Source organism: Bradyrhizobium sp. MI1.10 (assembly GCF_055811035.1).
On sequence record NZ_JBVVPN010000049.1, the window covers coordinates 1 to 25,830 of the forward strand.

Genomic DNA, 25,830 nt, shown 5'->3' on the forward strand with positions numbered 1-25,830 from the left:
TCCTTGGCGACGGTGACGCCGTCCTTGGTGATGCGGGGAGCGCCGAACGACTTGTCGAGCACGACGTTGCGGCCCTTCGGACCGAGCGTGACCTTCACCGCATTGGCGAGAATGTCGACGCCGCGGAGCATCTTGTCGCGCGCATCAACGGAGAATTTAACTTCTTTTGCTGCCATCTGGATTTTTTCCTTAGGTGTTTAGCTGGATAAGAGAGGGGCTCTTAGGCCGCCTTCTTCTTGGAAGCGGGGACGTCGAGGACGCCCATGATGTCGCTTTCCTTCATGATCAGCAGATCGATGTTGTCGATCTTGACCTCAGTGCCGGACCACTTGCCGAACAGCACGCGGTCGCCGACCTTCAGGTCGATCGGGATCAGCTTGCCTGCTTCGTCGCGGCCACCCGGGCCCACGGCGACGATCTCGCCCTGCGAGGGCTTTTCCTTGGCCGTGTCGGGAATGATGATGCCGCCAGCGGTCTTCTCTTCTGCGTCGATGCGCTTGACCACGACGCGGTCGTGAAGCGGACGGAATTTCATGCAGTTCTCCTAAGCTTTTGCACGAGTTGGGAATTTGGGGTTGTTAGCAGTCTGCGCCCGCGAGTGCTAGCACAGGCACAGCTGAGATAAGGCAGGATTTTGGCGGGAGCAAGGGCTTGTAGCAGAAAAATAGCACTCGGAAGCGCCGCCTGCCAAAATCTCTTCCCATCGTTAATCGCGCCGGCGCCCGTATTAGCACGGAGCCGCATCTGCTGCTAACGCATTGAATTTCAACAGCTTGTTAAACTTTTGGGCTTGAGATGGATTGTCAGTTTGCGTCACATTTCACTCATGTGAGCGCATCTCCGCCGGGTGGCTCGTAGGGCGCGTACCGGAAAGCCATCCCTTGAATATGCGCTCCTGCAAAGGAGGTTGGCATGGTCTCGCGAGTTGGGGTTGTTTCCGACGACTTCCGGAAACAGGTGCTGGGTTACGGGCTGACGACGGCCGAAATTCTCTACCGGATGCCGGATCATCGCTCGCTGCTCCAGACCTATGTCTGGCAGAACTACGACATGTTTCCGAAATTTCCCGCGCTGACGGATTTCCTGGCGTTCTGGCAGAAGAAGCTCGACGGGCCGCTATTCTCGGTCACCGTCGCGCATTCCAAGCTGATCAAGCCGGCCGAGCTGCGCGCGGTGGACGGCGTGTTCCGGCTGCATTGAAGGCGGAGCTGTGGGGTGGGTTAGCGTCAGCGTAACCCACCATGCTTCAACGGTTGCGGAAAGAAGAGGTGGGTTACGTTCGCGCTGACCCACCCCACGATTTCGCTTCTGTGCTAGCCTCTCCCCATAACAACAGGGGAGGCCGCTCATGGCCAAGAAAGCAAAATCGCGTAGCGCATCGCAGGCGGCGGTGAAGAAGCAAAGCGGGGCCAAACCCGCAGCACGATCCACGGCGCGCAAGGCGGTGAAGGCAAAAGCCCCCACGACAACGGCCAAGTCATCCGTCAAGAAAACCGCGCGGCCCAAGCAGCGCATCGCGATCAGCCATCACCGCGAGGAAGATTTCAAGGCCGACGGCCTGCGCACCTACGCGAAGTATCGCGATCTCGGCATCGCCGCCGCGAGCCACGGCCTCGCGCAAGCGCACGTGATCCGGCTGCAAGGCCCCTGCAATCCGGACGAGGTGTCGAAGCTGCACTTCCACGACGTCGAATTCCAGATGGTCTACGTGCTCAAGGGCTGGGTGAAGACCTATATGGACGGAGAGGGCGAGACGCTGATGAAAGAAGGCAGCGCCTGGACCCAGCCGCCGAAGATCAAGCACATGATCCTCGACTATTCGGACGACGTCGAACTGCTGGAGGTGATCCTGCCGGCGGAGTTCAGGACGGTGGAGTTGAAGGCGTAGGCGACGCGCAGATCAGCCGCCGTCGTTGCAATAGCGTTTCCACATCGCGCGATAGGCATCGTCCACCGCTTGCGCGTATGAGACGGGGTTGCCGGCGGCGGCAGCCTTGATTTGTCCGGGCAGTTCGCCGCGCAACTTATCGAGCTCGCCGATCTGCGACCCACGGCTCGCTGCGATTTCGACATACGCCTCATCGCTATCCGCGACCCAGTCCGGCAGGCCCAGCGCGGCAAGGATGGAGGCGGCAGCACGGCTCGGCAGGCTATGACCGAGCTTCGCCACCACCGGCACGCCCATCTGCAAGGCTTCCCAAGTGCTGACGCCGCCATTCTGCGGGAATGGGTCGAGACCAATATCGACCCGATTGAACGTTGCCAGATGTTCGTCGCGCGACGTGGCTCCGAGCAGATCGACGCGTTCGGCCGGCAATCGGCAAGCGGCAAACCGCGCCAGCAGGTTGTCGCGGACCAGCTGAGCGTCCAGCGCGGTATCCTTGATCAGCAGTCGCGAACCCGGCACCCGCTCGAGAATCCTGGACCAGACTTCCACTGCCTCGTTCGAAATCTTGCTGATGCGGTTGAAGACACCGAACGTGACGAAGCCGTTCGCAATCGCCGGCGTCGGCGCCCGCGCAATCCCCGCCGGCAGCGGCGCCAGCGTCACAAAGCACGGCAGGTCAACGATGGTCTCCGCAAACAGATGCCGAACCGCGACAGGAATCGCGACCGGGTCTGAGAATAGATAATCGATCGTCGGCAGCCCGGTGCCGGTACCGTGGCCCCAGCCATGCGCCTGAACAGGTGCGGGCTTGCGCGCAAACACACCGAGGCGGTTTCCGCTGGTATGGCCGGACAGATCGATCAGGATATCGACGCCATCGGCGCGGATCTGAGCGGCGAGACGATCGTCGGACCATTGCGAGGCGTCGCGCCAGCGATCGGCGATCCCCTGAAATTCGCGGGTCGTCGCATCCGCTTTCGCTGAACACGCGTAGCACACGATCTCGAACTGTGCCCGATCATGGTGCTGCAAGACCGGCTTGAAAACGAACGCCGCCGAATGTGCGTGAAAATCCGACGAGACATAACCCAGCACCAGACGGCGATCCGGATCGCGGCTGTTATCATGCGGTCCCGCCGCTGCTGAGGCGATCTTCGCACCGATCTGCTCCCACCATACATGTCGCGCTTGCTGATGCTGCGCAACGCTGGCGTCGGCCACAAAATCGAGGGTGAATATCTTGCTGGAGATCGTGCTCTGATCAGGCTCGATGTCGAGAGCTCTGTCGAAACTGGCGAGGGCTTCGTCAACCCGGCCAAGTGCCGCGAGACATTGGCCGAGCAGGCTGTGGGCCTGAGAGAAGCCGGGATCGGTCGCGAGAGCCATCTCGCAATCGGCCAATGCTTCAGCAACTTGCCGGGTCAGGAGCAGGATGCTGGCCCGCCGGAGCCACCCATTCGCGTCATCGGGTGCCAGGGCGATTGCTCGATTGCAATCCGCCATGGCTTCGTCAAATCGCTGAAGTTCCCGCAATGCAACGGCGCGGGTCGACAGCGCCGAGGCATAGTCAGGCTTGATCGATAGCGCGCGGTTTAAGCTTGCGATAGCCTCGTCATAGGCGCGCAGACGGCAGAGCGCCCAACCCCGGCCGTTATGGGCTTCGGAAAGTTTTCCGTCGATTGCGAGCGCCTTGTCGTAGCTCTCGAGCGCTTCCTGGTAAAGTTCAAGGGCCGCGCTCGCGTTCCCGAGATTGGACAGGGCTAAGGCGTAGTTGGGTCGGAAGGCGAGGGCCTTTCGATAGCTCTCGCGGGCCTCATTGTGACGTTTGAGCCCGTTGAGCGCGACGCCCAGGCTCATATGAGCTTCGGCAGATCGCGGATCCACGGCAACCGCTCGGCTCAGCAGAACTTGCGCTTGCTGATAGTTTTTGGCTTCAGACTCCAAGACGCCCAGCAAATGAAGCGCGATGAATTGGTTGGGCGCGAGCTCCAGGAGTTCGCGATAGGCCGCCTTGGCCTCGCGGAGAAGTCCCGCTTTGTGCAGCTGGAGGGCGCGCGCGAGCAACGGCGTCACCTCGGCTTTTTGCCGTTTCTGAAGCCGGGCATTTTGAAATGCCCGCTGGCCTGCGCTGTTGCTCATGAATCAATTCCACCCGAATCTCCTGAAGAGATTAACATGGAAGGATTGTCCGGATTGCGCTGCGCTCTATCGGAGCTGCGACGGCACCAGCCTCACACAAGCTTCACGCCGGATCGACCCACTACCGCTCGAGATAGCCCAATTCCGCGCTCATGACCTTGCGAGCATATTCGCTGAAGGCATCAATCAACCGGGCGCGCGCGGCATAAGGCGGATAGAGCAATGCGATCGTAACGGGGACAGCCGGGTTGAAGGGGCGCGTGACCAGAGCCGCGCCAGAGCTTTCGTCATGCGCGGCAATCGGGTTGATAATGCTGATGCCGAGGCCCGCCGCGACCAGGGCACAGACCGACGCGCCCAGATCGGTCTCCGCAACAATGCGGCGCGCGACGCCCGCCTGCGCGAAGATCGTATCGATGCGATCGTATAGTGGGCTCCCCGTGGCGAAGGAAATGAAGGCCTCGTCGGCGAAATCGGCGGGACGCAACGTCTTCTTCTGCGCAAGACGATGCGCCTTCGGCATGATCGCGACGCAACGGGTCTTGAGCACCGGCTCGACATGCACCCCGGCAACCTCGCCGTAGAGCATCGCCAATCCGGTGTCGCAAAGCCCGGAACTGACCCAGTCGTGCACGGCGCTCGCCGTGCCGGATCGGATCGAGATCATCACATGCGGATAGTCCACCTTGAAGCGTGCCGCGATGCGCGTCAGCAGGCCGCCGGCCAGGCGCGGCATCGCCGCAACGCTTAACCGACCCATACCGAACGAGCGGATGCTGGCTGCGCTGGCCTCCAGTCCTGCCAAGGCGATGAAAGTCTTCTCGACCTCCTGGAAAAAGCGCGATCCGTCCACCGTCGGGCGGAGGCGGCCGCCACTGCGGTCGAACAGCGGGAATTGTGTGATCGCTTCCAGCTGTCCGATCAAGCGGCTGATCTGGGGTTGCGAGGTATGCATGCGCTGAGCCGCCTGCGTCATCGATCCCGTCACGAAGACCGCCCGAAAAGCCTCCACATGCTTCAGGCCCATGCGTCTGGTGGCCATATCAAATCCGTATAGGAGAGTATGAAACTGGAATTTCATCAGATCGGGCTTTTCGACGATAGTCCAGAGCATGAAGCCGTTCGTACGGAGCTGTCCTGTGGTTGCTCACCCGCCGTGGAGGGCGTCACCGACATTCGCGACAAGAGGGGACATATGAAAGCGACAATGATCAAGGCACTGGCCGCGGCGACCGTCGCTGGTGTTCTTCTTTCCAGCGAGGCCATGGCCCAGGGTGCGAGCAGGCTCGACAAGATCCGTGAGAGCGGCTCGATCACATTGGGGTACCCCGAGACCTCGGTGCCCTTCGCCTATCTCGACGGTAACCAGAAGCCGATCGGTTACACCGTGGAAATCTGTGAACAGGTGGTGCAGGCGATCAAGACGGCCCTCAAGCTCCCGAAGCTCGAGATTCGCTATAACCCCATAACCTCGGCGACACGGATTCAGCTGCTCGCCAACGGGACGATCGATCTCGAATGCGGCAACACGACCAACAATGTCGAGCGGCATAAACTCGTTGCCTTTGCTCCCACCACCTTCGTTGCGCAGGTTGTCCTCGTCGCGCGCAAGGATGGGGGGGTCGATGTCAACGAGCCGGCTTCGTTTCGCGGCAAGGCCATCGCCGCCCAAGCCGGCGGCCAGACTTTCAAGGTGATTACGCTGATCAACGCCAGGGACAATCTCGGCATCACGGTGGTGCCAGCCAAGGACACCGCCGAGACCTTCTTGTTGGTGTCGACGGGCCGTGTGGCCGGCACCGCCAACGATGACGGTCTCGCCTATGCCACGGTCGCATCGTCCAGAACGCCGGATGACTTCCTGATCGGTAGCAAGAGTCTCGAGACGGCGCCCTATGGTATCGTCCAACCCAAGGATGACCCTGCTTTCAAGAAGATGGTCGACGATGCCGTGATCGATCTGATGAAGAGCGGGCAGGTTGAGGCGCTCTACGACAAATATTTCAATTCACCGATCCCGCCGCATGGCCTCAACCTGAAATTTCCGATGAGCGCCGCCCTGAAGCGGGCGCTGGCCAACCCGACGGATTCCGGCGACCCGGCAGTCTACGAATGACGCGACAAGCGCTCTAGAGGTCTCGCAATGGCACATCAACACGACACGAGTCCGGCGGGCGCCGGGTTGCCACCCATCGACCTGCGCAGCGATACTGTCACCAAGCCGACCGAGGCGATGTATGGCCGCATGGCCTCTGCGCCGCTCGGCGATGACGGGCTGGACGGTGACCCGACGGTGCAAGAGCTGGAGGCCGTCACAGCTGCGGCGTTGGGCAAGGACGCCGGCCTGTTTGTGCCGAGCTGCACCATGGCCAATCTGCTGGCGACGCTGGCGCAGTCGCAGCGCAGCGAACAGATCGTGCTGGAATCGAATGCCCATATGTACACCTCGGAACGAGGGGCGGCGACGTTTACCGGGCAGTTCTATCTTGCAATAGCCGGCACCGCCGGAGCTATGGACCTGAATTTGTTGGAGGACGCCCTGCAGGGCGAAGGGCTCAAGCTCGGGACCGCTCTTGTCGCAATGGAAACCTCGCACAACAACGCGAGCGGCGCCGTATTGCCGCTGGATCATATGCAGGCCGTGCACGCCATGGCCTCAGCCCGCGGTGTGCCGGTGCATCTCGACGGCGCGCGGCTGTTCAACGCCGCCGTCGCCCTTGAAACGACGCCGGCCGAGGTTGCGAGACATTGCGACACGGTGTCTCTGTGTCTGTCGAAGGGCCTGAGCGCACCCGCCGGTGCCGTGCTCGCCGGGCCGCGCGCGGTGATCGACAGCAGTCGCAGGTTTCGCCGCATGCTCGGAGGCACGCAGCGCCAGATCGGCGTCCTCGCCGCGGCCGGCCTGGAGGCGGTTCAGGTCATGGGGCCGCGTCTGGCGGAGGATCACCGGCGTGCGCGAGCCCTGAGTGATGCGTTGAACGCGATGCATCCAAACATCAGCGCGACAATCCCGCAGACGAACATCGTGCAGGTTGATGTCTCTCTCTCCGGGCGCGACAGCGCCGTGTGGTCGGGGGCTCTCGAAAAGGCGGGCCTGCGGGCGAGGCCTTGGGGCAAGCATCGCTTGCGTTGTGTGACCCATCGCCATATCGATGATGCGGATATTGATCGTGCGGTCATGGCATTTCGCACCGTGGCTGCGGCTTTGGTTTAGACATCTGCCGATGTGAATCGGGTCTCTTGTAGCCCGGATGGAGCGAAGCGAAATCCGGGGCCGCTGCTTGCGACCGATAGGCTTTCCCGGATTGCGCTGCGCTCCATCCGGACTACGAGATCGTTACTACGTCAGCACGCCCACCACCGCCCCCATCAGACACGTCGTCAGCGTCCCCGACACGATCGACTTCAGCCCGAGCGCGTTGATTTCCTCGCGCCGTTCCGGCGCCATCACGCCGAGACCGCCGATCATGATGCCGAGGCTGGCGAAATTGGCGAAGCCGCACATCGCATACAGCATGATCAGGCGCGAGCGCGGATCGAACGTGCCGGGCGGCAGCTTCGAGAAGTCGACATAGGCGATCAGCTCGTTCAGCACGGTTTTCGTGCCCATCAGGCTACCGGCGGTGATCGCCTGGTCCCACGGCAATCCCATCAGCCAGCACACCGGCGCCATCACGAGGCCGAGCAGGCGCTGCAACGAGATCGCGGCGCCGCCGATATCCGGCAGCAGGCCGAGGATCGCATTGACGAGGTAGACCAGCGCCACCAGCACCAGCAGCATGGCGACGATGTTGATCAGCAGCTCGATCCCCGCGCCGGTCCCTTTCACGATCGCATCCATCGTGCCGGAGACTTCCATGTCGGGATCTTCCAGTGCGCCGCCGGTGCGCTTGTCGGATGTCTCGGGCACCATGATCAGGCTGACCAGGATCGCGGCCGGCGCACCCAGCACCGAGGCGATGACGAAATGCGCGGCTGCATCGGGAATGAGGGGAGCAAGGAGCGTCGCATACAGCACCAGCACCGTGCCGGCGATGCCGGCCATGCCGCCGGTCATTACAAGGAATAACTCGCTGCGGGTCATCTGCGCGAGATAAGGTCGCACGAACAGCGGCGCCTCGACCATGCCGAGAAAGATGTTGGCGGCGGTCGAGAGCCCGACCGCGCCGCCGACGCCGAGCGTCCGCTCGAGCAGCCAGGCCATGCCGCGCACCACCGGCGGCAGCACGCGCCAATAGAACAAGAGCGTCGTCAGCACGCTCATGACCAGCACGATCGGCAGCGCCTGGAACGCCAGGACGAAATCGGCACCCGGTGCTTTCAGGTCGAAGGGCAGGGGACCGCCGCCGACATAGCCGAACACGAAGGAGGAGCCGGCGCGCGAGGCCGCCGAGATCGCGCCCACGGCGTCGTTGATGGTACCGAAGGCGCGCGCGACGACGGGCACCTTCAGGAGAACGATCGCGGTGACGAAGGTAGCGATGAGGCCGATCGCCGCCTGGCGCAGCGAGGCCGCGCGGCGATTCTCGCTCAGGACCAAGGCGATCAACAGCAATGCGAAAATGCCGAGTGCCGATTGCAGCCGCAGCATGATGTCCCCAAACCCCGATGATTATGGCCACCCCTGCATTGCAAACGCAATGCCGGAAAATTGTCGGAGCGTCCCGCTGTTGACAAGCAGGTCCGCGTCAGCCACCCGGAGCACGTCGCCATCAGGAGCCGGATAGTCCGAACGTGACCGAAGAGGCGATGCCAAGCCAGCCAATATCGGGAAACCCGCCGGTCAGCGCCCGCGCGCTCCTCTCCCATCGCGCCTTCCTGTTCTTTCTGCTCTCGCGCAGCTTGTCGCGTTTCTCCAGCCAGATCGCGGCGGTCGCGATCGGCTGGCAGATTTACGATCTCACGGGCTCGGCCTTCGATCTCGGCATGGTCGGCCTCGTGCAATTCCTGCCCACCGCGCTGCTGGTGTTCGTCGCCGGCCATGCCGCCGACCGCTACGAGCGCAAGCGCGTGGTCCAGCTCTGCCAGCTCGTGGAAGCCGCGACCGCGCTCTATCTCGGCGTCATCACCTATCTCGGCTTGGTCAGCGAACTTCAGATTTTCGTGGCAACCTTCGTGCTCGGCATTGCCGGAGCCTTCGAAAGTCCGACCACTGCCGCGCTGCTGCCGGCGATCGCGCCGCAGGGCTCGCTCCAGCGCGCCACCGCCGTCTCCAGCGGTGCGGCGCAGGTCGCGACCATTACAGGGCCGGCGCTCGGCGGTTTTGCCTACGCGGTTGCGCCGCATCTCGCCTACGCGGTGATGGTGCTGTTCTGGATCTTCGGGATGATCCTGACCGGCTTCATCCGGCCGCGCCCGCAGGCGATCGCCAAGGATATGGCGGGAGCCGACGATATCTTCGCCGGCGTCCGCTTCATCCGCAGCAATCCGGCGATCCTCGGCACCATCTCGCTCGATCTGTTCGCGGTGCTGTTCGGCGGCGTCACCGCGCTGTTGCCGATCTATGCCCGAGATATCCTCCAGACCGGTCCGATGGGGCTCGGGATCCTGCGCGCCGCGCCCGCGGTCGGCGCGCTGCTGATGACCATGGTGCTGGCCCGACACGCCATTTCGCGGCATGTGGGCCTGCGCATGTTTCAGGCCGTGATCGTGTTCGGCGTCGCAACGATCGTGTTCGCACTGTCGTCCTGGATGTGGCTGTCGGTGCTCGCGCTCGCCGTTCTCGGCGCGGCCGATACGATCAGCGTCGTGATCCGCTTCTCGCTCGTGCAGCTCGCGACCCCCGACGAGATGCGCGGCCGGGTCGGTGCGGTGAACTTCCTCTTCATCAACGCCTCGAACCAGCTCGGCCAGTTCGAGAGCGGGGTTGCCGCCGCACTGTTCGGCGCCATGCCAGCTGCCGTGCTGGGCGGCGTCTGCACGGTCGCGGTGGCGCTGTTGTGGATGAAGCTGTTTCCGAGCCTGCGGCAGGTGGAGAGTTTGGAGTAGGGGAAGGCCTCGTGTCCCGGACGCGGTGCGGCACGAAGTGACGCGCTGCTGAGCCGGGACCCAGAACGCCAAGAACGAGGTCGCGGATGCGTGGGCCCCGGCTCAGCAGCGCGTCATTGCATGCCGCGCTGCGTCCGGGGCACGAGAGCGGCGTTCAACCCCGCCCGACGAACGGCATCTTGGTTGCCATGACGGTCATGGTCAGCACGTTGGCATCGAGCGGCAGGCCGGCCATGTAGGCGACGGCATCGCCGACCGCTTTCGCGTCCATGCGCGGCTCCTGCTTCGACGTGCCGTCGGGCTGCAGCACGCCGGGACCGTTGACCATGCGATCGGTCATGGGAGTCGCGGCATTGCCGATGTCAACCTGGCCGACTGCGATGTCGTACATGCGGCCGTCGAGGTTGGACGCCTTGGTGAGGCCGGTGATGGCGTGCTTGGTCGAAGTATAGGCCGCCGAGAACGGCCGCGGCGCATGCGCCGAGATCGAGCCGTTGTTGATGATGCGGCCGCCGCGCGGGCTCTGGTCCTTCATGATGCGGAAGGCGTGCTGGGTGCACAGGAACGGGCCTGTGAGGTTGGTGTTCACTACCGCCTGCCACTGCTCGAGGCTGAGATCCTCGAAATTCACCGGCGGTGCGCCCATGCCGGCATTGTTGAAGAGCACGTCGAGCCGGCCATAGGTGGCCTTCACCTTGTCGAACAGCGCGGCGATCGAGTCCGGCTTGGTCATGTCGGCGGTGACGCAGAGGCTTTTTCCCGCAGGACCGAGCTTGGCCGTCTCCTCGAGCATGTCGGGCCGGCGCCCGACCAGCACCACGGTGAAGCCGGTGTTCATCAGCGCCAGTGACGCCGCGCGCCCGACTCCGGTGCCGGCGCCCGTCACCACCGCGATCTTTTTCGCTTCACTCATCGTTTCCTGCCTTTTCTCTTGATCTGTCAGGTTTTGGAGTCTTTTTCGTTCTTGTAGGGCGGCCGCGGAATGTTCTGATGTGCGGCGCGCAAGGCCGCCGACCAGCGCGAGCGCAAATCGTGGAAATAGGGCTCCCCCGCCTCGATGCGGTGGTTGAGATCGGCCTCGCAGGCGTCGGCGCGCACGACCAGTACGTCGATCGGCAGGCCGACGCCGAGATTCGAGCGCATGGTCGAATCCATCGAGATCAGCCCGGTCTTCAGTGCCTCGTAGAGCTCGACGTCGTAATGCATGGCGCGGTCGAGCACCGGCTTGCCGTATTTGTGCTCGCCGATCTGCAGATAGGGTGTGTCGGTGGTGCATTCGATGAAATTGCCGGCGGTGTAGACCATGAACAGGCGCATGCGCGCGCCGCTAATCTGGCCGCCGAACAGGAAGGAGACGTCGAACGACACGTCCTCGGATCTCAGCGCCGGGCCCTCGGTCGCGTGCACGGCCCGGATCGCCCGGCCAATGCGCTGGGCGGCCTGGAACATGGTCGGCGCGTTCATCAGGGTCTCGATCTCACCCGTGTTGGGGTCTTCGAGGCCCTCGGTCAGCGTCGAGAGCACCGACTGGCTGACGGCGAGGTTGCCGGCGCTGGCGATCGCCATGATGCGGTCGCCGGGCTTGGAGAAGATGTGGAGCTTGCGGAAGGTCGAGACGTTGTCGAGGCCCGCATTGGTGCGGGTGTCGGCGATCATCACCAGACCGTCCCGAACCAGAATTCCGCAACAATAGGTCATTTCCAGTCCCCGAACGCGTTTGCGCGGAATTACTAGCCAATTTCAAGGGCCGCTCCAACCCCCGATTGCCGCGGGGCGGCAGGGTGGAAACCGACTGTGGGTGAGGGGCGCGCGCGGCGCGGCTCAGCTCTGCCGCTGGGACTGCGATTGCGACTGGCCGCCGCGGCCGGCCTGCTCGACCTTGACCGCCACCGACAGCGTCTCCGCGCCGCCGCCATAGCGGGTGCCGCGCACGGGCGCTGCGCCGAGATAATCCAGCCCGATCGCGACGCGGACATGGGCGTCGGTGGCGCAGATGCTGTTGGCGGGGTCGAAGCCGACCCAGCCGAGACCGTCGACATAGGCCTCCGCCCAGGCATGGCCCGCGTCCTGATGCACCGTGCCGTCTGAGCGCAGGAAGTGGCCGGAGACAAAGCGCGCCGGCACGCCCCCGCTGCGCGCGCAGGCGATGAAGATGTGCGCGTAGTCCTGGCAGACGCCGCGCTTGAGCGTGAACGCTTCCGCCGCCGACGTGCCGCTGTTGGTGGGGTCCTCGTCGAACGTCATGTGATCGCTGATTTGCGTCATCAGCGTGTGCAGGAAGCCGAGCATGTCGCTCTCGGCCTCGCTGCGCAGCTGGCGCGCGACCGCATTCATCGCCGGATTGACCGCGGTGAGGTCGGTGGCGCGCAAGAACATGCCGGCCGGAAAGCGCTCGTCGGCGCCGCGAAGAACGCCGCCGGTGTCGTGGGTCTCGATCAGGCCCTCGGCGGTGATCTTGATGTCGCCGACGGGTCCGCAGGACAGCACATGGGTGACGTTGCCGAACGCGTCCTCGTGGGTGTCGAGCTTGGTGTCGGTCGACACGTCGATCTGCCACTCCGCCACATATTGCCCGTCATGGCTGCCCGGCGTCATGCGCAGGATCTGGATCACGCTCGTAGCCTGCGGCTCGTAGCGATAGGTCGTGGTGTGCAGGATTCGCAGGCGCATGGTGGACCGTGATTTCTAAATGGTCATTCCGGGGCGATGCGTCAGCATCGAACCCGGAATCTCGAGATTCCGGGTCTGGTCCTACGGACCGTCCCGGAATGACAGAAGGTCAGATCAAATACTGCTTCGTGATGATTTCGCCCAGCCTGGAATTGTCCGAGATGAATTCCTGAATGAATTCATGCACGCCATGCTGGAAAATGTCGTTCATATTGCTGTGTTCCAGCCGGTTGCGGATGCCGCGGGCATGGCGCTGGGCCGGGCCCTGGCGGCCATAGGCGACCCCGATCTGATCGAGATTGCGCACGAGGTTGCCGTAGCAGCTCGCCAGTGAACGCGGCAGCGTGTCGTTGAGGATCAGGAGGTCCGCGATTAGCCAGGGTTTCAGCGTCTCGCGATAGACCCAGTGGTAGGCCGTCAGCGCCGAAACCGAGCGCAGGATCGAGGTCCACTGGTAGAAATCGAGAGGGCCACCGACGTGCTCCTCCTCGGGCAGCAGCACATGGTATTTCACGTCGAGAATACGTGCGGTGTTGTCGGCGCGTTCGAGATGCAGGCCCATCCGCGAAAACCAGTACGCGTCGTTGCGCAACATGGTCCGGTAGGCCGAGCCGTCGAAACGCAGCGAGGTCTCCTGCACGAAGCGCAGGAACTTTGCGAGATCCTCGCGCGTGGAGGTCCCTCTGCTCCAGACCTCCTGCAGTTCGATCCAGGCCGAGTTGATGGTGTCCCACATCTCGCTCGTCAGCGCTGTGCGAACCGAGCGCGAATTCAGCCGCGCCGCCTCGATGCAGTTCCTGATCGAGGACGGATTGTCCGCGGAGAACGAGAGATAGTCGACGACGTTGTGCTCGTTGGCTTCTTCATACTGCTGATAGAAGCTCGCGGCGACGCCGGCGGTCAAAAGCGCCGAGTCCCATTCGTTGGTCTTGCCGATATAGGCGGCGGGAAGCGCGGTGACGCGCAGCGTCGCATCGATGGTGCGCGCGAGATACTCGGCCCGTTCGACGTAACGGGCGAGCCAATAGAGGTTTTCGGCGGTACGCGACAGCATCTCTCTACTCGTCCAGGATCCAGGTATCTTTGGTGCCGCCGCCCTGGCTCGAATTCACCACCAGGGAGCCTTCCTTCAGGGCAACGCGTGTCAACCCGCCGGGCACGATCGTGGTGCTCTTGCTGCCGGTGAGCACGAACGGTCGCAGGTCCACGTGGCGCGGCGCAAGGCCGGATGCCGTGCAGGTCGGGCAGGTCGAGAGCGCCAGCGTCGGCTGCGCGATGAAGCCTTCGGGCTCGCGCTTGAGCTTTTCGCGGAAGGCTTCAATCGTCGCCTTGGTCGCGGCAGGTCCGATCAGCATGCCGTAGCCGCCGGAGCCGTGCACCTCCTTCACGACGAGTTCGTTCAAATTGTCCAGCACATAGGCGAGATCCTTCGGCTCGCGGCAGCGCCAGGTCTGCACGTTCTTCAGAATCGGCTCCTCGCCGAGATAGAATTTCACGATCTCCGGCATGTAGGAGTAGATCGCCTTGTCGTCGGCGATGCCGGTGCCGACGGCGTTGGCGAGCGTGATGTTGCCGGCCGCGTAGGCCGACATCAGCCCGGGCACGCCGAGCGCCGAGTCGGGGCGGAATGTGAGGGGGTCGAGGTAGTCGTCGTCGACGCGGCGGTAGATCACGTCAACACGCTTCACCCCTTCCGTCGTGCGCATGAACACTTCGTTGTTCTTGACGATGAGGTCGCGGCCCTCGACGAGTTCGATGCCGAGCTTGTCGGCGAGGAAGGAGTGCTCGTAATAGGCCGAGTTGTAGACGCCCGGCGTGAGGAGCGCGACGGTCGGCTCGCCGGAGGCGCTTTGCGGCGCCACCGAGCGCAAGGCGGACAGCAGCTCGTCCGGATAGCGTTCGACCGGCGCCACCCTGTGACGGGCGAACAGATCCGGAAACAGCCGCATCATGATCTCGCGGTTTTCCAGCATGTAGGACACGCCCGAAGGCGTGCGCGCATTGTCCTCCAGCACGATGAAGTCCTCGGCATCGACCCTGATGATATCGATGCCGGCGATGTGCACGTAGACGTCGTGCGGCACCTGCTGGCCATTCATCTCAGGACGGAACACCGGGTTCTGGAAGATCAGATCGGCGGGCACGATCTCGGCGCGCAGGATATCGCGGCCGTGATAGATGTCGCGCAGGAACATGTTGAGCGCGCGCACGCGCTGCTTCAGGCCCTTCTCCAGCAGCGACCATTCCTTGCCGGACATGATCCGCGGGATCACGTCGAAGGGGATCAGGCGCTCCGTGGATTCGGAGTCCCCGTAGACCGCGAAGGTAATGCCGATGCGGCGGAAGAGGAGCTCGGCCTCCTGGCGCCGATATTCGAGCGCCTCGGGAGGCGTCTCCTTGAGCCAGCGCGCCAGCTCCTGATAGGCGGGGCGAAGGTCCCCACCGGGAATGTTCATTTCATCAAACGCGACTGCCATAGATCCCGACTTGTCTCCGCAAGGCGTTGCGCCATTCGACAGGCCGCCAGGCCTTGGTGAAGACCGCAACGTCCTGGCCATGCGGCAAGAGTGCATGACTTTCATGCGGTAGCAAGGGCCGGGCCAGCGCGATAAGCATGGGGAGAGGACATTTGCCGGGGATGGCCGGCGGCTTGCCTGAAAAAATGGCTGAGGACTGCTTATTTCGGCAGCAAAACCGCGTGACTTCAACGCGTTACCTCGGCAAAGTCGCGCCGATAGGTGAGGGACTTGAGGTATGAGCGAGATCGTCACGGCGGGTATTCTGGTCATTGGGGACGAAATCCTGTCCGGCCGGACTAAGGACAAGAACATCGGCTTCATCGCCGAATACCTGACCAATATCGGCATCGACCTGAAGGAGGTCCGGGTCGTCTCCGACGACGAGCCCGACATCATTGCCGCGTTGGATGCATTGCGGCATCGCTACACCTATGTCTTCACCACAGGTGGCATCGGGCCGACCCATGACGACATCACCGCCGACAGCGTCGCCAAGGCGTTCGGCGTCGGCATCGACCATCACCCGGAGGTGGTCGCCCGTTTCCGCGAGCGCTGGAGCGAGCAGGACCTCAACGAGGCCCGCCTGCGCATGGCCCGGATTCCTGATGGTGCCGAGTTGATCCAGAGCGCGACCATCCTCGCCCCCGGCTTCAAGATCGGCAATGTCATCGTGATGGCGGGCGTGCCCTCGATCATGCAGGCGATGATGGACATTGTCTCGCCCAAGCTGAAATCGGGCGTGCGCATGCTCTCCGAATCGGTCCGCGCCAATGCGCGGGAAGGCGACATCGGCGGCCCGCTGCGGGCGATTGCCGCCGAACATCCCGACACCATCATCGGCAGCTATCCCTTCACGGATGAAGAGCAGAAGCCCAACACCAATCTGGTGGTGCGCTCGCGCGATGCGGACAAGTTGGCGGCGGCGATGGCCGCGGTGAAGGCAATGCTGGCGGGATTGAATATCAGCCGCTAACAACCAAGCTGCCGGCAGACGAAGGAGACGACAATGGCTGCTGAAGCACCGGAACTAAGTCCGCAAGAACGGGCGGGCCGCCCCTTTCCGGTCTCGTGGGACCAGTTCCACCGGGATTGCCGGGCGCTGACCTGGCGGCTCAACGAGGTTGGTCCGTTTCATGCGGTGATCGCGATCACCCGGGGCGGGCTTGTGCCAGCTGCGATCGTGGCCCGCGAGCTCGGCGTGCGCGTGATCGATACGGTCTGCATCGCCAGCTACGACCACGACAAACAGGGCGACCTCAAAGTGCTGAAGGGCATCTCCGAAGACGTGATGAAGCTCGGCGGCGGCACCGGCAAGGGGCTCCTGATCGTCGACGACCTCGTCGATACCGGCAAGACCGGCAAGCTGGTGCGCGCGATGCTCCCCGATGCGCATTTCGCCACCGTCTACGCCAAGCCGAAGGGACGTCCGCTGGTCGATACCTTCATCACCGAAGTCTCGCAGGACACATGGATATTCTTCCCCTGGGACACCGCGCTGTCGTACCACCCGCCGCTTCGCGACGGGGCGGCGTGAGTATCACCGTCATTGCGAGCGCAGCGAAGCAATCCAGAAATGTGTCCGCGGAAATAGTCTGGATTGCTTCGTCGCTTCGCTCCTCGCAATGACGGGCAGAAGCGACCATGCCCCTGCAAAACCGCGTCACGCCGACCGGCGAGATCATCGCGACACCACATCGCGGCCTATTCACCGGTAACCGCGGCATCATCCATGATCCCGCGACCAAGACGCTGCTGAAAAAGCGCTGGTCGTCGCCGGCCTGGATCACCTGCCTATGTGAATTCCGCGGCTGGCGGCGGCCGGTGATGGCGCGGCGGAGTTGGACCGAACTGTTCTTCCTGGACGAGGCCACCGCCTTTGCCGCAGGCCACCGTCCCTGCTTCTTCTGCCGCCGTGACGATGCGAAGCGCTTTCGCAATGCATGGGAAGCAGGGAATGATGCAAGCGGCATCAGCGCCAAGGCGATGGATGCCGTACTGCATCGGGAACGACTCGAGCGCGGCAAGAAACGGCTGCATGCGCTGCCGAGGCCGCTCGCGGAATTACCGGACGGCGCGATGGTGCAGCAGGGGGATGACTGCTTCCTCGTCGCGCAGGGCAAAGCGCTGCTGTGGTCATTCGCGGGCTACGCCGCGTATCCGAGCGCCCTCGATCATCCGATGCTGTTGACGCCGCCTTCCACACTCCGCGCGATCAACTCCGGATATCAGCCTGTGCTGCATCCGACCGCGCGCCGCTAGCGCAGCGGATTGCCGTCTTCATCCACTGTCGTGCGCGCATCGCGCAGCGCCCATTCGCGGATCACTTGACGGCACCGGATCAGTTCGACTTCGTTGGCGGCGTTCGCCTCCCTCGATGCTCGCTCCACCATCGCCTTGCAGGTGAGGAGCACCGAGCGATCCTCACCGCGCGCCGGCAGTGCGATCGCCGCAAGCGTCGCAACAACGAAAGCGGATCGGACCACCGCCTTAACCCAGCTTCTCGCGTGCCAGCGCAGCACCGGCCCCAAGCGCCATCAGCTTGGCTTCGGCGATCTCGCGCCGCATCGGCGCCATGCCGCAATTGGTGGTGGCGATGATGTTGCTCTTGGGCACGAATTTCGACACCGCGTCGATCACCTGCACGACGTCATCGGCCGTCTCCACCGTGTCGCTGGCGACGTCGATCACGCCGGCCTGCACGATCTTGGTCTTGAGCAGGGCAAGCAGGTCGAGCGGCACCTTCGAGTTGCGGCATTCGATCGCGACCTGCTGGATCGGGCTGGCGTCGATCGCGGGAAAGATCTGCTCGTACTGCCGCCATTGCGCGCCGAGCGTTTCCTTCCAGTCGGTGTTGGCCTTGATGCCGTAGCCGTAGCAGATGTGCACGGCGGTGGCGCAGGTCAGGCCCTGCGCGGCGTGCTCCAGCGCCTTGATGCCCCAATCGTTGACCTCGTCCATGTAGACGTTGAAGGCGGGCTCGTCGAATTGCACGAGATCGACGCCGTCGGCCCGGAGCGCCTTGGCTTCCTCGTTCAGGAGTTCGGCGAACGCAAAGGCCATCTTGACGCGATCGCCATAGTAGCGATCGGCAATGGTGTCGATGATGGTCATCGGGCCGGGCAGGGTGAATTTCAGCTTCTTCTTGGTGTGCGTGCGGGCGACGCGCGCTTCGTCGGCGTGGACGCGTCCTTTGAGCCGGAGTGGGGCCACGACCTGAGGCACCATCGCCTTGTAGCGATCCTTGCGGATGCCCATCTCGACCTTGTGGGCGAAATCGATGCCCTCGATCTTCTCCAGGAAACCGTGGACGAAATGTTGCCGGGCCTGCTCGCCCTCGGTGACGATGTCGATCCCGGCATCCTCCTGGACCTTGACGGCAAGCATCGTCGCATCGCGCTTGGCGCGGACGAGCTCGTCGCCTTGCGACTTCCAGGGCGCCCAGAGCATGTTGGGTTCGGCGAGCCATTCCGGCTTCGGCAAGGAGCCGGCGATCGTGGTTGGAAACAGCATGGCGGCCCTCTCGGCGAGTTGTGATTGCGCCCCTTCCTGCCATGTCTTAACGTCGAGGTACAGAACAACAAAAGTCGCCTTGAAACCGGCGGCGTCGGACCGGAAACGCCATGATCGAATTCTTCTTCGACTGTTCCAGCCCCTGGACCTATCTCGCCTTCCACAACATCCAGCCGCTGGCCAGGGAGGTTGGCGCGGAGATCATCTGGCGGCCGATCCTGGTGGGCGGCATCTTCAATACGGTCAACCCAAGTGTCTATGCGCAACGTGAGACACCGGTGCCGCTGAAGGCGCGCTACATGAAAAAGGACCTTGCCGACTGGTCGCGCTCGGCCGGTCTCGCGATCAAGATGCCGCCGACGGTGTTTCCGGTCAACAGCGTCAAAGCGATGCGCGGCTGCATCTGGCTCGGGCAGGAAACGGTGCCTTTCGCCACGGCGGTGTTCGAGACCTATTGGGGCGAGGACAAGGACATCTCGCAGGACGCAGTGCTCGCCGAGATCTGCAGGAAGGTCGGCGTCGATGAGCAGAAATTCTTCGCGGGCATTTCCGGGCAGGGAATCAAGGATCAGCTCAAGGCCAACACCGAAGAAGTCGTCGCCCGCGGCGGCTTTGGCTCGCCGACGATCTTCGTCGGCAAGACCGACATGTATTTCGGCAATGACCGCCTGCCCTTGATCCGCGAGGCGCTGCTGCGCGGCAAGGCGAGCGCGGCCTGATGGTGCGGGCTGTCGTCTGCCGCGCGCTCGGCGCGCCCGAAAAATTGCAGATCGAAAAGTTTCCGTCGCGCGCCCTGAAGCCGGGCGAAGTGCGCGTCGCGATCCGTGCGGCTGGGTTGAATTTTCCAGACGTGCTGATGGCGGCCGGCGAGTACCAGCTCAAGCCGGAGCTGCCGTTTACGCCGGGAATGGAGGCGGCCGGCGACGTGACCGAGGTCGGCGCAGAGGCGAGCGGCGTCGCCGTCGGCGACAAGGTCATCGTCAAGATGCGGCACGGCGCCTTCACGGATGAAGCCGTGGCGACGCCGTCGCAGCTCACGTCGATGCCATCGACGTTCGACTATGCGGAGGCCGCGACTTATCTCGCCGGGCACGGCACCGCCTATCACGCGCTGATCGATCGCGGCCGGGTCGAGCCGGGCGAGGTGCTGCTGGTGCATGGCGCCGGCGGGGGCGTGGGCCTTGCTGCCGTCGAGATCGGGAAGATGCTGGGCGCGACCGTGATTGCGACGGCCTCCAGCCACGAAAAGCTCGCGATTGCCAGGGCGCGGGGCGCCGATCATCTCGTGCGCTACGACCGCGAGCCGTTTCGTGATGCCGTCAAACGTATCACCGACGGTCGCGGTGCCGACGTCGTGTTCGATCCCGTCGGCGGCGAAGTGTTCGAGAATTCGATGCGTTGCATCGCCTGGGGCGCACGGCTGCTGGTGATCGGCTTCACCGGCGGCATCGGCTCGGCGAAAACCAATCTCTTGCTGATCAAAGGCGCCAGCGTGCTCGGCGTGCGAGCGGGCGAAGCGGTACGCAAAAATCCCGCGCTCGGTGAGGTCAGGCTGAAGGCGCTGCTCCAATGGGCCGAGGAGGGCAAGCTGCGGCCCAACGTCTCGCACCGCCTGCCGCTGGAGGAGGTTGCGAAGGCGATGCGGTTGCTGATCGACCGCAAGGCGATCGGGCGCGTGGCGTTGGTGATGGAGTGACAGTGCCGTAGGGTGGGCAAAGGCGCGTGAGCGCCGTGCCCACCATTTATCGGCAACCGTGACAAGAATGGTGGGCACGCTTCGCTTTGCCCACCCTACGATGCCCTACTTGTATTCCCGCTCTGTCCACCACGGGAAATAATCCGGCATGTCGCTCGATACCTTGTTCTTGAACTGCGCAGGGCGCTTTTCCAGGAACGACACCACGCCTTCCTTCACATCGTCCGAGCGGCCGCGGGCGTAGATGCCACGGCTGTCGACCTTGTGGGCCTCCATCGGATCGTCGGCGCCCATCATGCGCCACATCATCTGGCGGATCAGCGCCACTGACACGGGCGCCGTCTTCGCCGCGAATTCCTTGGCGAGCGCGCGGGCGGTCGGCAGCAGATCATCAGGGGCTACGACCTTGCTGACGAGGCGACCGGCGAGGGCTTCCTGCGCCGGGAAGACGCGGCCCGAATAGCACCATTCCAGCGCCTGCGAGATGCCGACGATGCGCGGCAGGAACCAGCTCGAGGCAGCTTCCGGCACGATGCCGCGCTGGGAGAACACGAAGCCGAACCGCGCGGCATCGGACGCGATGCGGATGTCCATAGCGAGCTGCATGGTGACGCCGATGCCGACCGCGGGTCCGTTCACCGCGGCAATCACCGGCTTCAGGCACTTGAAGATGCGCAGCGTCACCTGGCCACCGCCGTCGCGCACCTGGGAATCACTGTAGTCGACCTTTCCGTCGGCGAAGCGCTTCACCGGCCCGCGCCGTGCGTCGCGATCAAAGGTGTCGGCACCAGACGAAAGGTCTGCGCCCGCGCAAAAACCGCGGCCGGCGCCTGTGACGATGATGGCGCGGACGTCGTCGTCCTTGTCGGCGGCGTCGAACGCGTCGATCAGCTCTCCTTGCATCTGCGCGTTGAAGGCGTTGAGCTTGTCGGGCCGGTTCAGCGTGATGGTGAGGATCTGCTCGGCGATTTCGTATTTAATCGTCTCATACGCCATGGTGGTTTCCTTCCCTGTCCTGAATTCTGTCTCGAAGAGACGTCATGCATGGCTGCCAGCGTCCGTTTTGCGCGGACTGGGCGTGTGGTGGCCAAGCTCTACTTCGCCGGCGGGCTGGGCCAGGGCTTCTGCGGGCCGCGCAGGCTCTCGAACGCCTTGGCCATGCCGAGCACGCCGATATCGTCGAAGCGGCGGCCGACGATCTGCACGCCGATGGGAAAACCCTTGGCGTCGAAGCCGCCGTTGATGGAGATCGCCGGATTTTCCGACATATTCCACGGAACGGTATAGGCGATATGCTCGAAAGGCTTCATGGGATCGTTGGTCGGCGAGGCCCACTCCGCCGGATAGTTCACGTTCGGCGCGGTCGGCGAGATCACATAGTCGAGTTCGCAGAACAGCTTCGATGCCGCGGCGCGGATTGCCATAGTCTGGTTGAAGCCACGGATAACGTCGACACCCGAGAGCTTCGCGCCGGACTCGCCCCACTTGAAAATGTAGGGCAGCACCTTTGCCTGTTCGGCGGGCGTCAGCTTCGACAGATCATCCCACATCCGCGCGCGCCAGAAATTGTCGAGGCCGTCGAGCATCTCGCGCGTGAGGATGCCGTCGACTTCGGTGACGACGGCGGCTGCGGATTCGAACGCTTTCGCCGCCTTCACAGCGACCTCGCGCACCGGTTTCTCCAGCGCCAGGCCAACGCCGGGATCGAGCATCAGTCCGATGCGGAGTTTGCGCGGGGATTTCTCCAGCCCCTTCCAGTTGAGGGGCTCCGCGGGCAGGCTCGTGCCGTCGCGCCGGTCGGGTTTTGCGATCGCGCTCATCATCAGCGCGCAATCGTCGACGGTGCGGGTCATAGGACCGGCGACGCGGCCGACATAGGCGGGATCGATCGGCACGCGTCCAAAGCTCGGCTTCAATCCGACGAGGCCGCACCAGCCCGCGGGCAGGCGGACCGAGCCGCCGATATCAGTCCCGAGATGCAGCGGGCCATAGCCGGCCGCGGCCGCGGCGCCCGCGCCGGCGCTGGAGCCGCCGGGATTTTTGGAGAGGTCCCAGGGATTACGCGCGAGCGCATGGAAAGAGGACAGCCCCGAGGACAGCATGCCGTAATCGGGCATGGTGGTCTTGGCGAAGATGATCGCACCGGCCTCGCGCAGCCGCGCGGCGGGTGGTGCGTCCTTCTCGGCCGGCACCAGCTTGACGCTGGCCGCGCCCAGCGGCACCGGCACGCCTTTGGTCGCGATGTTGTCCTTCACCGTCACCGGCACGCCGTCGAGCGCTCCGGACGGCTCGCCCCCGGTCCAGCGTGCGGTCGAGGCCTTCGCGGCCTCGCGCGCGCCGTCGGGATCGAATGCATAGAGCGCCTTGAGGTGCGGCTCCCAAGCTGCGACGTGCGCGAGCACGTCTTCCAGCACCTCGCTCGGCGAGAACTGCTTGGCGCGATAGCCCGCGATTAGATCGACCGCGGAGAGATCGTGCAGCGAGGTGACGTCCTCTTCGACGCTCTTTTTATGCATGGGCACCCACCGGCATCCGGGTCTCGATGATCCGGGCGAACATGCTGGCACCGATCGGCAGGATCTTGTCGTCGAGCACGAAGCCGGGATTGTGCACGGGCACCGAGCCGTCGTGGCCGACCCAGAAATAGGCGCCGGGAATGGTTTGCAGCATGTCGGCAAAATCCTCGCTGCCCATCTTCGGCTGGGCGCGGGTGATCACGTTGGCGGGGTCGACGATGGTGCGCGCGACGTCTTCGACCACCTTGGACTGCTCGACCTGGTTGACCAGCACATCGAAGGTGTCGCGGATGTCGACGTCGATCACGCACTGATAGGCGCTCGCGATGCCGGCGCAGATCGTGCGAATGCGTTCGCTGATCAGGGTGCGGACTTCTTTCGAGAAAGTGCGGATGGTGCCGCAAAGATGCGCTTCGCCGGGGATGACGTTGTACGCCGAGCCGGCGTGGATCTGCGTGATCGAGACGACTGCGGCCTGCAGCGGCTCGACGTTGCGGCTGACGATGGTCTGGATCGCCTGCGCCAGCGTGGTCGCGATGATCACAGCGTCCTTGGAGCGTTCGGGCATCGCGCCGTGCGCGCCGTAGCCGGTGATGCGGAGGTCGAAGAAGTCGGCGCTGGCCATCGCAGGGCCGGGAAGGATCGCGATCTCGCCGTGGTTGAGGTCCGGCGCATTGTGCAGGCCGTAGAGCTCGTCGCAGGGAAACTTCTCGAACAGCCCGTCCTTGATCATCGCGCGGGCGCCGCCGAGGCCTTCCTCGGCCGGCTGGAAGATCAGGTGTACGGTACCGTCGAAGTTCTTGGTCTCGGCGAGGTAGCGCGCGGTGCCGAGCAGCATGGTGGTGTGGCCGTCATGGCCACAGCCGTGGAAGCGGCCCGGGATTTTCGAACTCCATTTCAGATTGGTGTTCTCCTCCATTGGCAGCGCGTCCATGTCGGCGCGAAGCCCGATGCGCTTGCCGCTCGACCCCTTGCCCTTGATGATTCCGATCACGCCGGTGCCGCCGAGACCGCGATGCACCTCGATGCCCCAGCTCTTCAGCTTGTCGGCGACGATGCCGGAGGTGCGCACTTCCTCGAAGCCGATTTCCGGATGGGCGTGGAGGTCGCGCCTGATAGCGGTGAGTTCGTCGGCATAGCCGTCGATGCGGTCAATCGTGGGCATGTGTTCTGTCCAGTTAGCGTGAGGAGGGAGTGAAAACCGGGCCGTTCGGCTTGATGCGGATGCCCGGCCGCAGGCGTGTCCATGGCAGCGTGGCTGTGTCGGCCGGCATCGCGCCGGGGGCAGCGCAGATCATCAGCTTTTCCGCGATCGGCTCGAAATCCGCGCGGAAGTGCACCGAGCTCTTGTTGACCAAAATCTTCTCTTCGGTCGGCTCGATGCCGACATAGCGGTACATGGCCTGATCGGCGAGCTGCGCCTTGTGCGAGGAGACGACGATTCGGACGTCGCCGATGCGAAGGCAGGCGGACGCGCCCATCTCCATCTCGCGGCCGCCATAGTAGGGCCCGGGCGCGATGAAGCGGCCATCGGAGAGCTTTTCAACGACGAAGGTCTCACGATAGGGCTCATCGCCGGGAATGCCGGACTTGCCGCCGAGCGACAGCGTCACGGTGGCGCCGACGCCGGCTGCATGCGCGGCCTTGGCCGATTCCGGATCGTAGATCGCACCGGTCGCGGCGCTGGCCTTGTTGCGGACCAGCGCTCGTAGCATTCCGGTGGTGTCGGAATCGCCGCCGGCGCCGGGATTGTCCTGGGTGTCGGCGATGATGATCGGCTTGCTCGCGCCCTTCGAGAGTTCCATCGCGTGGCGCACGCCGTCATCGGGTGACCAGATCTTGCCGTCGAAATCGTCCTCGTGGCTTTCGATCAGCTTCACGATCGCATCCGCCGCGCGATCGGCATCGGCTTGCGTCTTGCCAAAGGCGAACACGCTCGGCCCGCAATCGCGGAAATCGGCGGCGGGGAAGCCGGGTGCGAAGGACAATGTCGGAACCGCATCGCTCTCCAGCGCGGCAAGCTTTTCGTAGATGCCCTTGGTGGGCTGGTCGTTGGTGCACTGCCAGCTGATCGGGATCAGGAACGGCAATTGCCGGAAGGCTTTTGCGAAACGCTGCTTTGTCTTCAGCAGCAATGCGAGATGTTGCGCGCAGGCGCGGCCGGTCTCGGCCATGTCGACATGGGGATAGGTGCGGTAGGCGATCAGCGCGTCCGCATGCTCCATCATCTCGGGGGTGACGTTGGCGTGGAGATCCAGGCTGGTGACCAGCGGAATGTCCTTGCCGATGACGCGGCGCACGCGCGCCAGGATCTCGCCTTCGCCGTCGTCGAGATGTTCCGTGACCATCGCGCCGTGCAGATCGAGATAGACGGCGTCGATCGGGCCGGCGGCTGCAATTCCGTCGACCATGACCTTCACGATGCGCTCGAAGGCGTCCCTGGTGACATGCGCCGAGGGGCTCGCGCCGCAGGCAATCGTCGGAACGAGTTCCCAGCCGTGGGCCTCGGCGCTGTCGACGAAACCGGCGAGGCCGACATTGATTCGGCGCATCACCTTCAGCACGTCGGGACCTTGCGTCATTGCCGGCCAGCCGCCGCCGTGCTGGAAGTCCGCGAAGGTCGCCTTCGTCGGAGCGAAGGTGTTGGTCTCGTGCAGGAAGCCGCCGACGGCGATACGTGTCATCAACTCAAGTCCAGCAATTGAAAGTGCGCGACGTTAGCCCTGTGCTTGCGGCGAGAGCAAGCCGGGAAGCAATCGCGCCATGCATGGCGTCAGGCCGTTTTGGGAATGCTTGTCGCAACCGCCCTGGTTTGGGCGCCGACGACAAACAAAACAAAACCCCGCGCGGGGGCCGGTGGGTTTTGGTTGTGGGGGGGGGCAGGAGGCGGGCGGGGGGGGGGGG

25 protein-coding genes and 1 pseudogene are annotated in these 25,830 nt (G+C 63.9%); 10 read left to right on the plus strand and 16 right to left on the minus strand.

Annotated elements, in window-relative coordinates; translation table 11 throughout:
- Positions 1 to 176: pseudogene (groEL, locus tag AC0L3K_RS33855) on the minus strand (chaperonin GroEL); the annotation flags it as partial.
- A gap of 44 nt (positions 177 to 220) precedes the next feature.
- A complete protein-coding gene (locus AC0L3K_RS33860; RefSeq protein WP_007602476.1) occupies positions 221 to 535 on the minus strand; it encodes a co-chaperone GroES in 315 nt (104 codons plus the stop codon).
- 377 nt (positions 536 to 912) lie between these two features.
- Between AC0L3K_RS33860 and AC0L3K_RS33865 the strand changes: the two genes are divergently transcribed.
- Positions 913 to 1,200 carry an usg protein gene (locus AC0L3K_RS33865; protein WP_007602477.1) on the plus strand — a complete coding sequence of 96 codons (288 nt, stop codon included), beginning with the start codon at positions 913 to 915 and terminating at the stop codon, positions 1,198 to 1,200.
- A gap of 148 nt (positions 1,201 to 1,348) precedes the next feature.
- Complete coding sequence (locus tag AC0L3K_RS33870) at positions 1,349 to 1,888, plus strand: cupin domain-containing protein (protein WP_007602478.1); 540 nt, start codon at positions 1,349 to 1,351, stop codon at positions 1,886 to 1,888.
- A gap of 12 nt (positions 1,889 to 1,900) precedes the next feature.
- Here AC0L3K_RS33870 and AC0L3K_RS33875 read toward each other — a convergent pair whose 3' ends face one another.
- Positions 1,901 to 4,027: an O-linked N-acetylglucosamine transferase, SPINDLY family protein gene (locus tag AC0L3K_RS33875; RefSeq protein ID WP_219685644.1), complete on the minus strand. Its 2,127-nt coding sequence runs from the start codon at positions 4,025 to 4,027 to the stop codon at positions 1,901 to 1,903.
- 121 nt (positions 4,028 to 4,148) lie between these two features.
- Positions 4,149 to 5,108: a LysR substrate-binding domain-containing protein gene (locus AC0L3K_RS33880; protein WP_246649619.1), complete on the minus strand. Its 960-nt coding sequence runs from the start codon at positions 5,106 to 5,108 to the stop codon at positions 4,149 to 4,151.
- A 114-nt stretch (positions 5,109 to 5,222) separates the two neighbouring features.
- On the opposite strand from AC0L3K_RS33880, the gene AC0L3K_RS33885 reads away from it, so the two are divergent.
- Together AC0L3K_RS33885 and AC0L3K_RS33890 are read left to right on the plus strand one after the other, a co-directional pair.
- A complete protein-coding gene (locus AC0L3K_RS33885) occupies positions 5,223 to 6,143 on the plus strand; it encodes an amino acid ABC transporter substrate-binding protein (protein WP_219685645.1) in 921 nt (306 codons plus the stop codon).
- A 27-nt stretch (positions 6,144 to 6,170) separates the two neighbouring features.
- Positions 6,171 to 7,241: a threonine aldolase family protein gene (locus AC0L3K_RS33890; RefSeq protein ID WP_007602486.1), complete on the plus strand. Its 1,071-nt coding sequence runs from the start codon at positions 6,171 to 6,173 to the stop codon at positions 7,239 to 7,241.
- A gap of 126 nt (positions 7,242 to 7,367) precedes the next feature.
- Here AC0L3K_RS33890 and AC0L3K_RS33895 read toward each other — a convergent pair whose 3' ends face one another.
- Complete coding sequence (locus AC0L3K_RS33895) at positions 7,368 to 8,618, minus strand: NupC/NupG family nucleoside CNT transporter (RefSeq protein ID WP_007602488.1); 1,251 nt, start codon at positions 8,616 to 8,618, stop codon at positions 7,368 to 7,370.
- A gap of 158 nt (positions 8,619 to 8,776) precedes the next feature.
- On the opposite strand from AC0L3K_RS33895, the gene AC0L3K_RS33900 reads away from it, so the two are divergent.
- Positions 8,777 to 10,015, plus strand: a complete 1,239-nt coding sequence (locus AC0L3K_RS33900; RefSeq protein WP_219685650.1) for an MFS transporter — start codon at positions 8,777 to 8,779, stop codon at positions 10,013 to 10,015.
- 154 nt (positions 10,016 to 10,169) lie between these two features.
- Here AC0L3K_RS33900 and AC0L3K_RS33905 read toward each other — a convergent pair whose 3' ends face one another.
- The 5 genes from AC0L3K_RS33905 to AC0L3K_RS33925 all read right to left on the minus strand — a co-directional run bounded on the left by AC0L3K_RS33905 (position 10,170) and on the right by AC0L3K_RS33925 (position 15,162).
- Positions 10,170 to 10,928, minus strand: a complete 759-nt coding sequence (locus AC0L3K_RS33905; protein WP_007602492.1) for an SDR family oxidoreductase — start codon at positions 10,926 to 10,928, stop codon at positions 10,170 to 10,172.
- Between the two features lie 26 nt (positions 10,929 to 10,954).
- Positions 10,955 to 11,713 (minus strand): proteasome-type protease, encoded by a 759-nt coding sequence (locus tag AC0L3K_RS33910; protein ID WP_219685646.1) that lies wholly within the window; start codon positions 11,711 to 11,713, stop codon positions 10,955 to 10,957.
- A 123-nt stretch (positions 11,714 to 11,836) separates the two neighbouring features.
- Entirely contained in the window at positions 11,837 to 12,685 is an 849-nt protein-coding gene (locus AC0L3K_RS33915; protein WP_219685647.1) for a transglutaminase family protein, read from the minus strand.
- A 109-nt stretch (positions 12,686 to 12,794) separates the two neighbouring features.
- Positions 12,795 to 13,739 (minus strand): alpha-E domain-containing protein, encoded by a 945-nt coding sequence (locus AC0L3K_RS33920; RefSeq protein ID WP_007602499.1) that lies wholly within the window; start codon positions 13,737 to 13,739, stop codon positions 12,795 to 12,797.
- Positions 13,740 to 13,743: 4 nt separating this feature from the next.
- Positions 13,744 to 15,162, minus strand: a complete 1,419-nt coding sequence (locus AC0L3K_RS33925; protein ID WP_007602500.1) for a circularly permuted type 2 ATP-grasp protein — start codon at positions 15,160 to 15,162, stop codon at positions 13,744 to 13,746.
- Between the two features lie 277 nt (positions 15,163 to 15,439).
- On the opposite strand from AC0L3K_RS33925, the gene AC0L3K_RS33930 reads away from it, so the two are divergent.
- The 3 genes from AC0L3K_RS33930 to AC0L3K_RS33940 all read left to right on the plus strand — a co-directional run bounded on the left by AC0L3K_RS33930 (position 15,440) and on the right by AC0L3K_RS33940 (position 17,463).
- Entirely contained in the window at positions 15,440 to 16,177 is a 738-nt protein-coding gene (locus AC0L3K_RS33930) for a competence/damage-inducible protein A (protein WP_473255741.1), read from the plus strand.
- A 33-nt stretch (positions 16,178 to 16,210) separates the two neighbouring features.
- Positions 16,211 to 16,738 carry a xanthine phosphoribosyltransferase gene (gpt, locus tag AC0L3K_RS33935; protein ID WP_219685723.1) on the plus strand — a complete coding sequence of 176 codons (528 nt, stop codon included), beginning with the start codon at positions 16,211 to 16,213 and terminating at the stop codon, positions 16,736 to 16,738.
- 107 nt (positions 16,739 to 16,845) lie between these two features.
- Positions 16,846 to 17,463, plus strand: coding sequence for a hypothetical protein (locus tag AC0L3K_RS33940; protein WP_007602506.1), 618 nt, complete (start codon positions 16,846 to 16,848; stop codon positions 17,461 to 17,463).
- On the opposite strand, the gene AC0L3K_RS33945 is transcribed toward AC0L3K_RS33940, so the two are convergent.
- Both AC0L3K_RS33945 and AC0L3K_RS33950 read right to left on the minus strand, forming a co-directional pair.
- Entirely contained in the window at positions 17,460 to 17,723 is a 264-nt protein-coding gene (locus tag AC0L3K_RS33945) for a hypothetical protein (RefSeq protein WP_245286113.1), read from the minus strand. The genes AC0L3K_RS33940 and AC0L3K_RS33945 overlap by 4 nt on opposite strands.
- Positions 17,692 to 18,714, minus strand: coding sequence for a methionine synthase (locus tag AC0L3K_RS33950; RefSeq protein WP_219685718.1), 1,023 nt, complete (start codon positions 18,712 to 18,714; stop codon positions 17,692 to 17,694). The genes AC0L3K_RS33945 and AC0L3K_RS33950 overlap by 32 nt, the downstream gene beginning before the upstream one ends.
- Positions 18,715 to 18,824: 110 nt before the next feature.
- Between AC0L3K_RS33950 and AC0L3K_RS33955 the strand changes: the two genes are divergently transcribed.
- Positions 18,825 to 19,433, plus strand: coding sequence for a 2-hydroxychromene-2-carboxylate isomerase (locus AC0L3K_RS33955; protein WP_219685719.1), 609 nt, complete (start codon positions 18,825 to 18,827; stop codon positions 19,431 to 19,433).
- The gene (locus tag AC0L3K_RS33960) at positions 19,433 to 20,410 is read left to right on the plus strand and encodes an NADPH:quinone oxidoreductase family protein (protein ID WP_473367642.1); all 978 of its coding nucleotides are present in this window, start codon (positions 19,433 to 19,435) and stop codon (positions 20,408 to 20,410) included. Before AC0L3K_RS33955 ends, AC0L3K_RS33960 begins: the two co-directional genes overlap by 1 nt.
- Before the next feature lie 105 nt (positions 20,411 to 20,515).
- On the opposite strand, the gene AC0L3K_RS33965 is transcribed toward AC0L3K_RS33960, so the two are convergent.
- The 4 genes from AC0L3K_RS33965 to AC0L3K_RS33980 form a co-directional block, all read right to left on the minus strand.
- Positions 20,516 to 21,406 (minus strand): crotonase/enoyl-CoA hydratase family protein, encoded by an 891-nt coding sequence (locus tag AC0L3K_RS33965; RefSeq protein ID WP_377789178.1) that lies wholly within the window; start codon positions 21,404 to 21,406, stop codon positions 20,516 to 20,518.
- 98 nt (positions 21,407 to 21,504) lie between these two features.
- Positions 21,505 to 22,926, minus strand: coding sequence for an amidase (locus tag AC0L3K_RS33970; protein ID WP_219685707.1), 1,422 nt, complete (start codon positions 22,924 to 22,926; stop codon positions 21,505 to 21,507).
- The gene (locus AC0L3K_RS33975) at positions 22,919 to 24,091 is read right to left on the minus strand and encodes a M20 aminoacylase family protein (RefSeq protein WP_007602524.1); all 1,173 of its coding nucleotides are present in this window, start codon (positions 24,089 to 24,091) and stop codon (positions 22,919 to 22,921) included. The genes AC0L3K_RS33970 and AC0L3K_RS33975 overlap by 8 nt, the downstream gene beginning before the upstream one ends.
- A 13-nt stretch (positions 24,092 to 24,104) precedes the next feature.
- Positions 24,105 to 25,610, minus strand: a complete 1,506-nt coding sequence (locus tag AC0L3K_RS33980; protein WP_354128111.1) for a M81 family metallopeptidase — start codon at positions 25,608 to 25,610, stop codon at positions 24,105 to 24,107.
- Between the last annotated feature and the right edge of the window lie 220 nt (positions 25,611 to 25,830).

Excerpts from the sequence above, each read along its gene's own strand:
- AC0L3K_RS33860 (WP_007602476.1), bottom strand. The coding sequence starts at position 535 with ATGAAATTCCGTCCGCTTCACGACCGCGTCGTGGTCAAGCGCATCGAC.
- AC0L3K_RS33865 (WP_007602477.1), top strand. The coding sequence starts at position 913 with ATGGTCTCGCGAGTTGGGGTTGTTTCCGACGACTTCCGGAAACAGGTG.
- AC0L3K_RS33870 (WP_007602478.1), top strand. The coding sequence starts at position 1,349 with ATGGCCAAGAAAGCAAAATCGCGTAGCGCATCGCAGGCGGCGGTGAAG.
- AC0L3K_RS33875 (WP_219685644.1), bottom strand. The coding sequence starts at position 4,027 with ATGAGCAACAGCGCAGGCCAGCGGGCATTTCAAAATGCCCGGCTTCAG.
- AC0L3K_RS33880 (WP_246649619.1), bottom strand. The coding sequence starts at position 5,108 with ATGAAATTCCAGTTTCATACTCTCCTATACGGATTTGATATGGCCACC.
- AC0L3K_RS33885 (WP_219685645.1), top strand. The coding sequence starts at position 5,223 with ATGAAAGCGACAATGATCAAGGCACTGGCCGCGGCGACCGTCGCTGGT.
- AC0L3K_RS33890 (WP_007602486.1), top strand. The coding sequence starts at position 6,171 with ATGGCACATCAACACGACACGAGTCCGGCGGGCGCCGGGTTGCCACCC.
- AC0L3K_RS33895 (WP_007602488.1), bottom strand. The coding sequence starts at position 8,618 with ATGCTGCGGCTGCAATCGGCACTCGGCATTTTCGCATTGCTGTTGATC.
- AC0L3K_RS33900 (WP_219685650.1), top strand. The coding sequence starts at position 8,777 with ATGCCAAGCCAGCCAATATCGGGAAACCCGCCGGTCAGCGCCCGCGCG.
- AC0L3K_RS33905 (WP_007602492.1), bottom strand. The coding sequence starts at position 10,928 with ATGAGTGAAGCGAAAAAGATCGCGGTGGTGACGGGCGCCGGCACCGGA.
- AC0L3K_RS33910 (WP_219685646.1), bottom strand. The coding sequence starts at position 11,713 with ATGACCTATTGTTGCGGAATTCTGGTTCGGGACGGTCTGGTGATGATC.
- AC0L3K_RS33915 (WP_219685647.1), bottom strand. The coding sequence starts at position 12,685 with ATGCGCCTGCGAATCCTGCACACCACGACCTATCGCTACGAGCCGCAG.
- AC0L3K_RS33920 (WP_007602499.1), bottom strand. The coding sequence starts at position 13,739 with ATGCTGTCGCGTACCGCCGAAAACCTCTATTGGCTCGCCCGTTACGTC.
- AC0L3K_RS33925 (WP_007602500.1), bottom strand. The coding sequence starts at position 15,162 with ATGGCAGTCGCGTTTGATGAAATGAACATTCCCGGTGGGGACCTTCGC.
- AC0L3K_RS33930 (WP_473255741.1), top strand. The coding sequence starts at position 15,440 with ATGAGCGAGATCGTCACGGCGGGTATTCTGGTCATTGGGGACGAAATC.
- gpt (WP_219685723.1), top strand. The coding sequence starts at position 16,211 with ATGGCTGCTGAAGCACCGGAACTAAGTCCGCAAGAACGGGCGGGCCGC.
- AC0L3K_RS33940 (WP_007602506.1), top strand. The coding sequence starts at position 16,846 with ATGCCCCTGCAAAACCGCGTCACGCCGACCGGCGAGATCATCGCGACA.
- AC0L3K_RS33950 (WP_219685718.1), bottom strand. The coding sequence starts at position 18,714 with ATGCTGTTTCCAACCACGATCGCCGGCTCCTTGCCGAAGCCGGAATGG.
- AC0L3K_RS33955 (WP_219685719.1), top strand. The coding sequence starts at position 18,825 with ATGATCGAATTCTTCTTCGACTGTTCCAGCCCCTGGACCTATCTCGCC.
- AC0L3K_RS33960 (WP_473367642.1), top strand. The coding sequence starts at position 19,433 with ATGGTGCGGGCTGTCGTCTGCCGCGCGCTCGGCGCGCCCGAAAAATTG.
- AC0L3K_RS33965 (WP_377789178.1), bottom strand. The coding sequence starts at position 21,406 with ATGGCGTATGAGACGATTAAATACGAAATCGCCGAGCAGATCCTCACC.
- AC0L3K_RS33970 (WP_219685707.1), bottom strand. The coding sequence starts at position 22,926 with ATGCATAAAAAGAGCGTCGAAGAGGACGTCACCTCGCTGCACGATCTC.
- AC0L3K_RS33975 (WP_007602524.1), bottom strand. The coding sequence starts at position 24,091 with ATGCCCACGATTGACCGCATCGACGGCTATGCCGACGAACTCACCGCT.
- AC0L3K_RS33980 (WP_354128111.1), bottom strand. The coding sequence starts at position 25,610 with ATGACACGTATCGCCGTCGGCGGCTTCCTGCACGAGACCAACACCTTC.